16 protein-coding genes and 1 pseudogene are annotated in these 13432 nt (G+C 54.6%); 2 read left to right on the top strand and 15 right to left on the bottom strand.

The window, feature by feature from the left end; genetic code table 11:
• Positions 1–8: 8 nt before the first annotated feature.
• From ccmH to napF, 15 genes are read right to left on the bottom strand one after another with little or no spacing between them, the layout of a single operon-like run.
• Complete coding sequence (gene ccmH / locus BEA93_RS14435; RefSeq protein ID WP_105224907.1) at positions 9–1061, bottom strand: cytochrome c-type biogenesis thiol:disulfide oxidoreductase CcmH; 1053 nt, start codon at positions 1059–1061, stop codon at positions 9–11.
• Entirely contained in the window at positions 1058–1615 is a 558-nt protein-coding gene (gene dsbE / locus BEA93_RS14440) for a thiol:disulfide interchange protein DsbE (protein ID WP_000824445.1), read from the bottom strand. Before dsbE ends, ccmH begins: the two co-directional genes overlap by 4 nt.
• Positions 1612–3555, bottom strand: a complete 1944-nt coding sequence (ccmF, locus tag BEA93_RS14445; protein WP_000982437.1) for a cytochrome c-type biogenesis heme lyase CcmF — start codon at positions 3553–3555, stop codon at positions 1612–1614. Before ccmF ends, dsbE begins: the two co-directional genes overlap by 4 nt.
• Complete coding sequence (gene ccmE / locus BEA93_RS14450; protein ID WP_001026411.1) at positions 3552–4031, bottom strand: cytochrome c maturation protein CcmE; 480 nt, start codon at positions 4029–4031, stop codon at positions 3552–3554. Before ccmE ends, ccmF begins: the two co-directional genes overlap by 4 nt.
• Positions 4028–4237: a heme exporter protein CcmD gene (gene ccmD / locus BEA93_RS14455; RefSeq protein ID WP_000186540.1), complete on the bottom strand. Its 210-nt coding sequence runs from the start codon at positions 4235–4237 to the stop codon at positions 4028–4030. The genes ccmE and ccmD overlap by 4 nt, the downstream gene beginning before the upstream one ends.
• On the bottom strand, positions 4234–4971 hold the full coding sequence (gene ccmC, locus BEA93_RS14460; RefSeq protein ID WP_001295447.1) for a heme exporter protein CcmC: 738 nt from the start codon (positions 4969–4971) through the stop codon (positions 4234–4236). Before ccmC ends, ccmD begins: the two co-directional genes overlap by 4 nt.
• Before the next feature lie 41 nt (positions 4972–5012).
• Entirely contained in the window at positions 5013–5675 is a 663-nt protein-coding gene (gene ccmB, locus BEA93_RS14465) for a heme exporter protein CcmB (protein WP_000971724.1), read from the bottom strand.
• Entirely contained in the window at positions 5672–6295 is a 624-nt protein-coding gene (gene ccmA, locus BEA93_RS14470) for a cytochrome c biogenesis heme-transporting ATPase CcmA (RefSeq protein WP_077633357.1), read from the bottom strand. The genes ccmB and ccmA overlap by 4 nt, the downstream gene beginning before the upstream one ends.
• 12 nt (positions 6296–6307) lie before the next feature.
• Entirely contained in the window at positions 6308–6910 is a 603-nt protein-coding gene (napC, locus tag BEA93_RS14475) for a cytochrome c-type protein NapC (RefSeq protein ID WP_000528371.1), read from the bottom strand.
• Positions 6911–6919: 9 nt separating this feature from the next.
• Positions 6920–7369, bottom strand: coding sequence for a nitrate reductase cytochrome c-type subunit (gene napB / locus BEA93_RS14480; protein ID WP_105224908.1), 450 nt, complete (start codon positions 7367–7369; stop codon positions 6920–6922).
• Positions 7366–8229, bottom strand: coding sequence for a quinol dehydrogenase ferredoxin subunit NapH (gene napH, locus BEA93_RS14485; RefSeq protein ID WP_000013486.1), 864 nt, complete (start codon positions 8227–8229; stop codon positions 7366–7368). Before napH ends, napB begins: the two co-directional genes overlap by 4 nt.
• On the bottom strand, positions 8216–8911 hold the full coding sequence (napG, locus tag BEA93_RS14490; RefSeq protein WP_105224909.1) for a ferredoxin-type protein NapG: 696 nt from the start codon (positions 8909–8911) through the stop codon (positions 8216–8218). Before napG ends, napH begins: the two co-directional genes overlap by 14 nt.
• A gap of 6 nt (positions 8912–8917) precedes the next feature.
• Positions 8918–11404, bottom strand: a complete 2487-nt coding sequence (gene napA / locus BEA93_RS14495; RefSeq protein ID WP_016248974.1) for a periplasmic nitrate reductase subunit alpha — start codon at positions 11402–11404, stop codon at positions 8918–8920.
• Complete coding sequence (gene napD / locus BEA93_RS14500; protein WP_000557372.1) at positions 11401–11664, bottom strand: chaperone NapD; 264 nt, start codon at positions 11662–11664, stop codon at positions 11401–11403. Before napD ends, napA begins: the two co-directional genes overlap by 4 nt.
• Complete coding sequence (gene napF, locus BEA93_RS14505; RefSeq protein ID WP_000687310.1) at positions 11654–12148, bottom strand: ferredoxin-type protein NapF; 495 nt, start codon at positions 12146–12148, stop codon at positions 11654–11656. The genes napD and napF overlap by 11 nt, the downstream gene beginning before the upstream one ends.
• Positions 12149–12256: 108 nt before the next feature.
• On the opposite strand from napF, the pseudogene BEA93_RS26105 reads away from it, so the two are divergent.
• Together BEA93_RS26105 and eco are read left to right on the top strand one after the other, a co-directional pair.
• Positions 12257–12355, top strand: a pseudogene (locus BEA93_RS26105) (hypothetical protein); the annotation flags it as partial.
• 199 nt (positions 12356–12554) lie between these two features.
• A complete protein-coding gene (gene eco, locus BEA93_RS14510) occupies positions 12555–13043 on the top strand; it encodes a serine protease inhibitor ecotin (protein ID WP_016248975.1) in 489 nt (162 codons plus the stop codon).
• Positions 13044–13432 lie beyond the last annotated feature (389 nt).

Raw genomic sequence — 13432 nt, forward strand, 5'->3', positions numbered from 1 at the left:
GCCTCTTCTTATTTACTTTGTTGCGGCGACAAATGCTGCATCGCCTGCGCGATACTGCGTTCAATCACCGCTCGACGGGTATCGTTGGCGGGTAAGAGCTTCAACATCATCTCCCACGCAGCAACGGCTTCGCCAAATCGCTGCTGTTCAAAGGCGTTAAACGCATACATGCTCAACACACGAATGTTGCTGTGGTCGCTTCTCACCAGTTGGCGTAGCAACTCTCCACCCAGGCGGTTGTCGTTGGGATCAGAAGAACGCGTCAGTGCTTCAGCATAACCCAGCGCCGCATCACTATTTTTCGGGTCGAGGCGATACGCGTTAGCATACGCATCGGTCGCAATACTGGCATTACCCAGCGCCATCCCAATGCGACCCAGCATAATCCAGCCTTCAATATCTCCCGGATTTTTTTGCAGTTGAGTACGCATCCCCAGCGCGAGGCGCGACATCTCTTCTTCATTCAACGGTTCAGCTTTCGGATCCAGCGCCCTGTCCAGCAGTGCCGGAGCCTGCACCATGGCCTGCTGCCAGGCTTTTACCTGCTGATAATTGCCGGTCTGGTAGTAACTGACGCCAGCCACAACTAACGCCACCACAATACCCGGCAGATAAACAACATATCCGGCACGCTTACCTTCCGGCATGCTTTGTTCGGGAAACTCCTCCTGCGCCACATGCACCCGACGCCGCGAACGGGAGTAAATCACCCAACCGCCAATGCCAATAGCCACCACCGGTAGCACCCACAGCAGCACGGTCAGCGGCGTTAACGGCGGATCGTAAGTAACGAAGTTGCCGTAACGCGCCACCATATAATCAACAATCTCTTTCTTACTCTTGCCTTCCTGCATCAGTTCGTACACTTTCTGTCGCAGGTCGGTGGCAATCATCGAGTTGGAATCGGCAATGCTGTTGTTCTGGCATTTCGGGCAGCGCAGTTCTTCAGTGAGCTGACGGAACTGTTGTTCCTGTGCTTCATCCTTAAACTGCAACACGTCGATGGTCGCCAGTGCCGAGCTGGAGATCATCAGCATCAGCACGCTCAATAAAAACCTCATTGTGCGGCCTCCTTACTGTATTTCTCCCATAGCGGCTTGATCTCTTCTTGCCAGACGCGGGGATTGAGATCGCCCGCATGGCGATAGCGAATGATGCCGTTGCCGTCGATGAGGAACGTTTCTGGCGCGCCATAGACACCGAGATCCAGCCCTAACATGCCGTCGCCGTCAAACAGACTTAACGCGTAAGGATTACCCAACTCTTTCAGCCAGCTAATCGCTTTCTGCCTGTCGTCTTTATAGTTCATACCGACCACGCGGATACCCTGCGCAGAAAGCTGATTCAGGTATTGATGTTCCGCACGGCAGGTCGGGCACCAGGTCGCCCAGACGTTCAGCAGCACCGGCTTGCCCTGAGTCAGCACGTCCGCCTGATAAAACTGACCTGGATTATCCAGTGATTCAAGGCGAAACTTCGGCACTGGCTTGCCAATAAGCGCCGATTCCAGATTGGTCGGATCATCTCCTTCAGCATTACGTGCCAATTGCCACAGCAACGCTGCAGCAATCGCCAGGAAGATAATCAAAGGAATTAACAATACTTTGCGCTTCATACAGCCTCCGGCGCAGTTTTTTGCGGGTTCACGCGCTTGCGATAACGAGGATCAAACAGGCACAGTAGCCCCCCCAACGCCATCATCAGTCCGCCCGCCCAGATCCAGCGAACAAACGGTTTGTAGTAAAGACGTACAGCCCACGCACCGTTTTCCAGCTCTTCACCGAGCGCCGCGTACAGGTCACGGGTGATGCCGCCGTCAATTGCCGCTTCGGTCATCATCGAACCAGCGGTGTTGTAATAACGTTTTTCTGCATACAACACCGTTTCCGGTTTGCCGTCACGCGTCACGCCGATTGTCGCCACGCCGCCACGCCAGTTCGGACCGCTAACGTCTTTTACGTCGCGGAATGTGAAACGATACTCATGAATATCGACGCTATCGCCAGACTTCATGCGTACGTCACGCTCAACGCTATAGTTCTGACTGAAGGCGATACCAACAATTGTCACTGCAAGCCCCAGGTGAGCCGCCACCATTCCCCAGTAGCTGAAGGTTGTTTTGGTGCCACGCGAAATACGCTGCGCCGCTTCGGCAATCGCCAGCACACCAATCCAGCAGGCCATTGCCAGACCGAGTACCGTCATCGCCACGACTTTGCTTTCGAACAGCCACGGTAACAGCAACGACAACGCCAGCGTGCTAATAAAGGCGATAATCAACAAATTGCGGATTTTACGCGGACGATCGCGCCCCCAGCGCACCAGCGGGCCAACGCCAAGCAACAACGCAAACGGCACCATCAGCCAGGTAAACATGGTGTTGAAGAACGGTTCGCCAATCGAAATGCTGCCCAGCCCGAGTTGCTTATGCACCAGCGGCAGCAGCGTCCCCAGCAGTACCACCAGCATCGCGGCGACCAGCAAAACGTTGTTCGCTAACAACAGAGATTCCCGCGACCACAGCGCATTGTTTACGCGTGAGCGAACTTTGTGTCCACGCGCGGCAAACAGCAGCAGCGAACCGCCAATCACCAGCACCATAAAGGCGAGGATAAACATGCCGCGCGCCGGGTCAGACGCAAATGCATGTACCGATACCAGCACGCCGGAGCGCACAAGGAAAGTTCCCAGCAGACACAACGAGAAGGCACTGATTGCCAGCAATAATGTCCACGCTTTGAAGCTGGCACGTTGTTCAGTCACCGCCAGCGAGTGCATCAGCGCAGTACCCACCAGCCACGGCATAAACGAGGCGTTTTCTACTGGATCCCAGAACCACCAGCCGCCCCAACCAAGTTCGTAATAAGCCCACGCAGAACCAAGTACGATGCCAAGCGTCAGGAAGATCCACGCCGCCAGCGTCCAGGGACGGGTAAAACGTGCGTAGGTGCTGTCCAGACGTCCGCTCAATAAAGATGCAATGGCAAAAGCAAACGCCACCGAGAAACCGACGTAACCCATATAGAGCAGAGGCGGATGGAAGATCAGCCCTGGATCCTGCAACAGCGGGTTAAGATCACGCCCTTCAATCGGGAAGTTCGGCAGCGTGCGGGAGAACGGGTTAGAGGTAAAGAGAATGAACAGCAAAAAGCCGACGCTGACCATTCCCATTATCGCCAGTACGCGGGCAACGATATCCAGCGGAATACGCTGGCTAAAAATCGCTACCGCAAAGGTCCAGCCGCTCATCAGCAGCACCCACAGCAGCAGCGAGCCTTCATGCGCGCCCCAGGTGGCCGCCACGCGATACCACACCGGAAGCTGGGTATTAGAGTTGCTGGCTACGTAGGTGACGGTGAAGTCGTTCACCACGAACGCATTGACCAGCACCAGAAATGCGCCAGCCACAGACATAAACAGCAACCAGGCAAACAAGCGAGAAGAGGCCATCATGCGCGCATCTCCACGCGCCACGCCCCACAAAGGATAGACGGACAGCAGCAGCGCAATCCCTAATGCCAGGCACAGCAGTCCGTTACCAATTTCCGGCATCATGATGCTGGATCCTTATAAACACTGGCCGGGCGACGGTGATTAGCTTCCATCGCTTTCTCGACTTCTGGCGGTGTGTAGTTTTCATCGTGTTTCGCCAGTACTTCTTTCGCGAGGATATGATTGCCTTTTTCCAGTTCGCCCTGCACCACAACGCCCTGCCCTTCACGGAACAGGTCCGGCAGAATGCCTTCGTAAGAGACATCCACTGAGCCTTCAGCATCGTAAATGGTGAAGGTCACTTTCAGCGAGTCAGGATCGCGCTGCACGCTACCCGGCATCACCATCCCGCCGACGCGCAGACGCTGACCGACTTCCGGCATCTGCTGGGTTTCACGCTTGCCGTAGAGAATTTCCCCCGGCGTATAGAAAAGATCGATATTCGAGCGCAGCGCATACAGCACCAGACCGATAGTCAGCGCCAGCCCCGCCAGCACGGCACAGGCAATCCACAAGCGGTTTTTACGGCGAATATTCATGCAGCCTCCTGCTGTTGCGCAGCACGTAAACGCGCCTCACGCGCCCGTTGTTGCGCCACGCCACGCAGAATTGCGCGATGCTGCATCACCGAGTGCACGACCAACACCACCAGCGGAATAACAGTCATCACTACCGCCAGCCAGACAAAAAAGGCGTAACCGCCCATTGCGAAAAATTCATTCCAGGAAGCAAATGCAGGGGTCATTTACGGCCTCTTTTCAGTATCAGTTCACTCACCCACGGACGGCGTTTTTCCATCAGCAAAATCAAATTACGCATCCGCATCAGCGTCAGCGTGGCAGACAGCAGCAGGAAACCAAAAATCGACCAGCGCAGCGGCGAACGCATCGCCGGATCGATACTTTGCTGCATCCGCGTTGATCCCTGATGCAGGGTGTTCCACCACTCCACGGAGTAATGAATAATCGGCAGGTTTACTACACCAATCAGCACCAGGATCCCCGCCGCACGCCCCGCCAGACGGCGATCGTCGAAAGCGTGCCACAGCGCAATCACACCAACATACAGAAACAGCAACACCAGTTCAGAGGTCAGACGTGCGTCCCATACCCACCAGGTCCCCCACATCGGTTTTCCCCATGCGGAACCGGTAACCAGGGCAATAAAGGTAAACACGGCACCAATGGGAGCCATCGCCGCCACCGCCAGATTGGCCATTTTCATCTGCCAGACAAGGCCGATAAACGCCGCCACCGCCATTGAGGCATAAATGCCCATCGACCAGATCGCCGCAGGCACATGTAGATAGATAATGCGATAGCTATTTCCCTGCTGATAATCAGCCGGAGCGAAGCCGAATCCCCAGATCCAGCCAACGGTAAGCACGACCACACTGGCGATTGCCAGCCACGGTATAAACCAGCCACAGATTTGGTACAGCCGTGGTGGGATCGCCAGTTGATGCAGTGTTTTCCACATAGTTTCGATACCAGACTCGAACAAAAATCAGTAATCCAGCGTTATTGAATGCTGATTCGTAACGCTGCCGCCGTCGCAAAAGGACTTAATGTCGCGGTGCCTGCCAGCAACGCGCCTAAAATTGCCAGATACCCGTCAACGGGCAAATGCATCGAAGCCGCGTCCATCGCGGCGGTAGCAAAGATGAGTAATGGGATGGTCAGCGGTAACACCAGTATGCTGAGCAGCACGCCACCGCGCTTAAGTCCCACTGTCAGCGCCACGCCCGGAGCACCGAGAAATCCCAGCGTTGGAGTTCCCAACAGCAGCGTCAGCGCCATCACTTGCCAGCCATAAACGTCCATTCCCAGTAGCAATGCCACCAGTGGCGAGAGGATAAGTAACGGTAAACCGGTTACCATCCAGTGCGCCATCACCTTCGCCAGCACAACGGCGGGCAAGGGTAACGGCAACAACATCAGTTGTTCAAGACTGCCGTCCTGCAAATCGTCACGGAACAGTCGCTCCAGCGCCAGTAAGGAAGAAAGCAGCGCTGCCACCCAAATAATGCCCGGTGCAATACGTGCCAGCAGTTGCGGCTCCGGACCGATACTGAGCGGAAAAAGGGTAATAACAATCAGGAAAAACCACAGCGGGTTGGCGATTTCGGCGCTATGGCGAAACGCTACGCGCAGCTCAAGACGGAAAATGCGCCAGAACATCATACGCCCCTCGTTTTCGTCAGAGATATGCGGCGGATTTTACTTTCGGCAACGTTGAGCGGTTGGTGAGTAGTAAGAATCACAATCCCCCCCTGCTCCGTATGCTGTGCCATACGCTGGGTCAGATGATCGACGCCGTTAACGTCAATCGCGGTAAACGGTTCGTCGAGGATCCACAAGGTGGCACGGGTCAGCCACAGACGCGCCAGCGCAACGCGGCGTTGTTGCCCGGCAGAGAGTTGATTCACGGGAATATCTTCGAATCCGGCAAGCCCGGCCTGCGCCAGAGCGTCCAGACAGTGTGCGGTATCACCATCGCGATGATAAAAGTGCAGATTTTCTAACGCCGTCAGCCGGGTTTTGATCCCCGGCTGATGGCCTATCCATAACAGGTTTTGATGGTAGCTATCGCGTACCTGATGCAAGGGCTGCCCTTGCCAGAGAACTTCACCCGCATCAGGGCGAGACAACCCCGTCAGCAAACGGAGAAGCGTTGTCTTCCCCGCGCCGTTGCTGCCGGTGATTTGTACCCACTCTCCTGCATTCAGCGTAAATGACAAACCACTAAATAAAGTGCGTTCATCCCGCTCGCAGAGTAATTCTCTGGCTTCAAGCATACCCACGCAATAACCCTGTTAAAAACCTGGTTCGACTTCACGCATATCAGGCAGCTTGTGCGCTATCCCTTTATGGCAGTCAATACAGGTTTGCCCGTCTTTCACCGCCTGAGCGTGCATCTTCGCGGCAACACCTTTCTGGGCGGTTGTATCCATATACTCGAAGTTGTGACAGTTACGACACTCCTGCGAGTTATTGTCCTTCATCCGCCGCCACTCATTCTGTGCCATAGTCAGGCGATGAGCTTCAAACTTTTGCGGCGTGTCAATAACGCCAAAAATTTTACCATACAGCTCTTTACTTGCTTTGAGCTTGCGTATCATTTTCGGCACAAACTCGTGCGGAACGTGACAATCCGGACAGGTCGCACGCACGCCACTACGGTTGTTGTAATGCACGGAATCCATGTATTCCTGATACACCGTATTGCGCATTTCGTGGCAGCTAATGCAGAACTCTTCGGTATTGGCTTTTTCCATTCCGGTGTTAAAGCCGCCCCAGAAGACAATACCGCCAACAAAACCGATCAACAGCAGCGTACCCAGCGCCAGACGACTGGGAGTACGCCACCATTTCCACAGGCGCTTAATCAGGCCAGGCTTACGGTCAGAATTTCCCATAATAACCTCTTATTTCCCGTAACCTTTTGATGGGGTGAAGGTATTCCCCACGATTGGCGCGGTATCGGCCTGCGGCACGTGACATTGCAGACAGAAGTAACGACGCGGAGCCACTTCCGCACCTACCTTGCCATCGCTGTCCATAAAGTGAGTTGGACTGATGCGCGGCGCGCCAGTGGTGCGATAGCTCTCGACACCGTGGCACTGTAAGCAGCGGTTGGTATTGGTCGTTACCTGATAACCTTCAACGCAATGCGGGATCATCGGCGGCTGATTCACATAGTTCAGCGGCATCCGATCCTGCTCTTTTGGCATCCGAATGGCCCCTTCCTGCGTCCCGGATACTTCCGGCGACTGGCTAAAATCGACGCCATTAGCCGCCCAAACCGCGCCGCTCACCACCAGGGCCAGCATCGCCGTCCATTGACACAGCGCTTTCTTCAGGTCATGGCTTTTCATGATTTCGCTCCCGAACTCCATCGTGTAGTTATTGTAAATACATCCTCAGAACAGACATCCACGCAGCGACCGCACGTCATGCAATCGCGGCTGGTGACCTGCACCGGGCTTTGTTCATCCAGCACCGGGGCACGTAGTACATGCGGTTCCGGGCAAACATGAAAACAATCCATACAGCGGTTACATTTCTGCCGATCGGTAGCCGCAACGGTAACAATACCTTTGCTACCCAACACGCCATACAGCGCACCGACCGGGCAAATGTGACCGCACCAGCCGTGTTCAACGACCAGTAGATCAAATAAAAACAGCGCGAGAATAAGCAGCGCGCCGCTGCCGAATCCCATTACCAGGCTGCGCCCCATCAGGGAAACAGGGTTAATCCATTCCCAGATGAGTGTGCCGGTTAAGGCCGATCCCACCAGTATGACGACCAGCAGCACGTAGCGAATGTGCCGCGGGATCGTCGCAGACTGATTGAGGTCAAATCGCCTGCGTAACCAGTTTGCTAAATCGGTAATCGGGTTCAGCGGACAGACCCAACTGCAAAATAATCGCTTTCCTGCCAGGGCGTAGAGCACAGTGATAATCACTGCGCCGGTCAACGCCACTGTGGCAGGTAGATGACCGCTGGCAAGGCTTTGCAGCGTCATCAGCGGATCGGTCAGCGGAATGGTGTCGAGTAACAAGCTACTGCTATAGTTGCCGTGCAAGATCCACACACCAAACCACGGGCCGCTCAAAAACATTCCCAGTACGAAGAACTGACAAAGGCGACGCAACACCAGCCAACGGTGACTACGCCACCAGCCTTTTTTCGCCAGCGCCTCGCGCCCGGCGTCACGTTTACGATTTGCCATCGTTCGCCTCCAGCCAGCCGAAGCGGTAATGGTGACCTAACTCCCCTTTCGCCAGTGACAGCGGTAACACCTTGATTGCCGGTTGCTCCAGTACGCACACTTTTTCGCACTTACCGCAGCCGGTGCAGGCATCGCTGTGAACCGTTGGCAGAAAACGGGCGTGTTTACCGGTACGCGTGTTGCGCTCCAGTTCCAGGGTAATCGCCTCATCAATTTTCGGGCATTCGCGATAACAGACATCGCAGCGCAGCCCCTGAAAGTTGAGGCAGTTCTCCTGATCCACCAGCACTGCCAGCCCCATCCGCGCGTCGTCGATCGATTCGATTTCACGATCCAGCGCACCACTCGGGCACACTTTGGCACACGGTACGTCCTCACACATTTCGCAAGGAATATCGCGCGCCACAAAGTACGGCGTGCCCGCCGACAGGCCAGAGGCCAACGTCGCCAGCTTTAAGGTGTCGTAAGGGCAAGCCTGAACACACTGCCCGCAACGCACACAGGCACTGGCAAAGGCGTTCTCGTTTATGGCTCCGGGCGGGCGCAACCGCACGCCAGATGCACGTGCGGTTTGCTGTTGTAACCCCAGCGCCACACCCACGGCAGCCAGCCCGCCTGCTGTGCGAACGACATCGCGCAGAAAGCGGCGGCGACCATTTTGAGGTTTCGCTGACCGGGACATAATGGCTTACACCTTCTCCAGTTTGACCGCGCACTTCTTAAAGTCCGTCTCTTTCGAGAGCGGATCGGTCGCGTCCAGCGTCAGTTTGTTAACCAACTGTGCGGCGTCGAAGAACGGCATATACACCAGGCCCTTCGGCGGACGGTTACGACCGCGCGTTTCGACAATCGAGATCACTTCGCCACGACGAGAAACCACTTTCACTTTGTCACCACGACGCAGGTCACGCGCTTTCGCATCCAGCGGGTGAATAAACAGGACCGCTTCCGGGAAGGCACGGTGCAGTTCTGGTACACGGCGAGTCATACTGCCGGTATGCCAGTGCTCCAGTACGCGCCCGGTAGAGAGCCACAGATCGTATTCTTCATCCGGAGCTTCCGCCGCCGGTTCAAACGGCAGTGCGAAGATCACCGCTTTGCCATCCGGTTTACCGTAGAACTTGTAGCCTTCGCCCGCTTTCACATACGGGTCGTTGCCTTCACTGTAACGCCACTGCGTTTCTTTACCGTTAACTACCGGCCAGCGCAGGCCGCGTGCTTTGTGGTAGTCATCGAACGGAGCCAGATCGTGACCGTGACCGCGGCCAAACCATGCGTACTCTTCGAACAGCCCTTTTTGCAGATAGAAGCCCAGCTCGCGGGATTCATCATTAAGTTGATCTTCTGCCAGTTCGGATACCGGGAATTTGCTCACTTCCGGGGTGGCATACAGTACCTCGTACAGCGTTTTGCCACGCAGCTCCGGTTTCTTCGCCAGCAGCTCTTCCGGCCACACTTCTTCAGTTTTGAAGCGGCGGGAGAACTGGACTAACTGCCAGAGATCCGATTTTGCTTCGCCCGGTGCCTGTACCTGTTGACGCCAGAACTGAGTACGGCGTTCTGCGTTACCGTAAGCCCCCTCTTTCTCTACCCACATTGCTGTCGGCAGAATCAAGTCCGCGGCCAGCGCACTGACTGTCGGATATGGATCGGAAACGATGATAAAGTTGCGCGGATCGCGCCAGCCCGGCATACGCTCTTCATTAATGTTCGGCCCGGCCTGCATGTTATTGGTACACATGGTCCAGTAAACATTCAGCGTGCCGTCTTTCAGCGCACGGTCTTGTGCTACCGCGTGCAGACCGATTTTTGCCGGAATGGTGCCGCTCGGGATATTCCACTTCTTCTCGCAGATATCACGGTGTTTCTCGTTGGTCACCACCATGTCCGCTGGCAGACGGTGAGCAAAGGTGCCCACTTCACGCGCAGTACCACACGCGGAAGGCTGACCCGTGAGGGAGAACGGACCGCAACCCGGCTGGGAAATTTTGCCGGTCAGCAGATGCAGGTTGTAGACCAGGTTGTTGGCCCACACGCCGCGGGTATGCTGGTTGAAACCCATCGTCCAGTAGGAGATGACTTTCTTGTTCGGATCGGCATACAGTTGCGCCAGTTGTTCCAACTGATCTTTTGGCACGCCGGTCATTTCAGCGGTTTTTTCCAGCGTATATTCGGCAACAAAGGCTTTGTAATCTTCAAAGCTCATCGGCTCGGAAGCATCGGAACCCGGATTTTTCGCCGCTTTTTCCAGCGGATGGGTTGGACGTAAACCGTAGCCGATGTCCGTCGCCCCTTTACGCAGATTGACGTGTTTGCTGAAGAAGTCCTGATTTATCGCATTGTTTTGAATGATATAGTTGGCGATATAGTTCAGGATCACCAGGTCAGATTGCGGCGTAAAGATGATGCCGTTATCCGCCAGTTCAAAGCTACGATGCTGGTAAGTAGAAAGCACCGCCACGGTGACGTTCTGGTTAGAGAGACGACGGTTGGTAATGCGCGACCAGAGGATCGGGTGCATCTCCGCCATGTTCGCGCCCCACAGCACAAACGCGTCAGCCTGTTCGATGTCGTCATAGCAGCCCATCGGCTCATCCATACCAAAGGTACGCATAAAGCCAACGACCGCCGACGCCATACAGTGGCGTGCGTTCGGGTCGATGTTGTTAGAACGGAAGCCCGCTTTGAACAACTTGGACGCGGCATAACCTTCCCAGATAGTCCACTGACCAGAACCGAACATACCGATCGACTCTGGCCCTTTTTCTTTCAGGGCGGTTTTGAATTTCTCTTCCATCACATCAAAGGCTTGATCCCAGGTAATTGGGGTGAACTCGCCTTCTTTGTCATATTTACCGTTTTTCATACGCAGAAGCGGCTGCGTCAAACGGTCTTTACCGTACATAATTTTGGGCAGGAAATAGCCCTTAATGCAGTTCAGACCACGGTTAACCGGTGCGTCCGGGTCACCCTGACAGGCCACCACACGCCCCTGTTGCGTTCCGACCAGAACGCCACAACCAGTACCGCAAAAACGGCATGGCGCTTTATCCCATTTAATGGCTTCCTGCTGACCAACAACGGCGCGGGCAACGCCCGGCACGCTGAGACCGGCAGCCGCCGCAGCGGCCGCAACGGCGTTAGCTTTCATAAAGCTACGACGACTGAGTTTCATGGTGTTTCCTCACCTTGCTCTTCCTGCTGGTGATAAACCAGCGACACCGCCAGCACGCCTTCTACGTTGCGTACTGACTCAATGGTTTGAATTAGCGTTTCGCTGTCTTCTGCTTCCACCACCACTATCAACTGACCACTCGGCGCGTCGCTGACAGCGACTTCACAGCCATCAAAGGCGTTCAGTTGGGTGCTGATGTCTGAAATTCGTTCGCTTTTGGCCTGAACGACCAGGCTGCAAACTTGCCAGTTAGTGTGCATGGAGATACTCCGCAGTAATGGCTGATACCGGACAACTAGCTGCACATGCTCCACATCCGTTGCAAAGTTGGCTATTAAGTTGCGGCTGGTAGATCCCGGAAAGCGTCGGGCGAAAGATAATGGCCATTGGTTCACAGCTATCCTGACAGCGACGGCATTCGACTGCCTGATACGCCAGGCACGTCTCCCCGATGGTGAACAGCAAATCCCAGGCCCTGGTGTGGCGCGGAGAAAATAGTGATTCGGGGCAAGCCTGCGCACAGGCATAACAGAAACTGCACTCGTTGTTTTTGAAATTAACGCTCGGATAGCCGCCCGCACCACGTTGCAGAATGTTGTTTTCACAAGCATTAATACAGGCGTCGCAGCGGGTACAATGGGTCAGAAAATGAGATTCATCACCAGACCAGGGCGGACGGATACCGTTACTGGCTTTGCGCCAGCGACCAGTGAGTATGCCCCGACGGGATACATCAATCTTCACATTGACCTTCCATCATTAACGCGCTCTGAAAACGGAGAGCGACCAAATAAACCGCATAATTAATAAGCCATTTTTATAGCCGCTAAGATATTAAAGGATGTGTCAAAGATGCATACCCCGATCGGGGTAAAACCTGTAGTAGGATCAAAAGAGTGGTGGGAAGACTGGCAAAAACGGTCTTTTGCTCACATTTCAAATGGTTATAAATAAATTTATATAGCGATAAATTCACCAAATATATTTCTTCAGGCTTAACCATTCATCAGCATATAACACCAAAAGAGAAGGTAAAGTTGTCTGAATATTCCTTAAGTTATTCATAAAGCAAATTAATAAATTTGATGAATATGTTAACCTTCAGCGACATCATCGGTGAAAAACCTATAAATGAAGAAAGGAAAACAAAATGAAGACCATTCTACCTGCAGTGTTGTTTGCCGCTTTTGCCACGACCTCTGCCTGGGCGGCAGAAAGCATCCAGCCGCTGGAAAAAATTGCCCCTTATCCGCAAGCCGAAAAAGGGATGAAGCGTCAGGTGATTCAGTTAACCCCGCAAGAAGATGAATCTACCCTGAAAGTAGAACTGTTGATCGGTCAGACGCTGGAGGTCGATTGCAATCTGCATCGTCTTGGCGGAAAACTGGAAAGCAAAACGCTGGAAGGCTGGGGCTATGATTATTATGTCTTTGATAAAGTTAGCTCCCCGGTTTCGACGATGATGGCCTGTCCGGATGGCAAGAAAGAGAAGAAATTTGTTACCGCGTATCTGGGTGATGCCGGAATGCTGCGTTACAACAGCAAGCTGCCGATCGTGGTGTATACACCAGACAATGTGGATGTGAAATACCGCGTCTGGAAGGCGGAAGAGAAGATTGAGAACGCGGTAGTTCGCTAAACGAATGTGAAGTGCTGCACTCCGCAGGTCGGATAAGGCGGTTACGCCGCATCCGACATCTAACGCCCGAGCCGGTTGCCTGATGCGACGCTGCGCGTCTTATCAGGCCTACGCCGCTGTGAAGTGCTGCACTCCGCTGGTCGGATAAGGCGGTTACGCCGCATCCGACATCTAACGCCCTGGCCGGTTGCCTGATGCGACGCTGCGCGTCTTATCAGGCCTACGCCGCTACGCCGCTGTGAAGTGCTGCACTCCGCTGGTCGGATAAGGCGGTTACGCCGCATCCGACATCTAACGCCCTGGCCGGTTGCCTGATGCGACGCTGCGCGTCTTATCAGGCCTACGCCGCTACGCCGCTGTGAAGTGCTGCACTCCGCTGGTCGGATAAG

Source organism: Escherichia sp. MOD1-EC5950 (assembly GCF_002965345.1).
Lineage (GTDB): Bacteria > Pseudomonadota > Gammaproteobacteria > Enterobacterales > Enterobacteriaceae > Escherichia > Escherichia marmotae.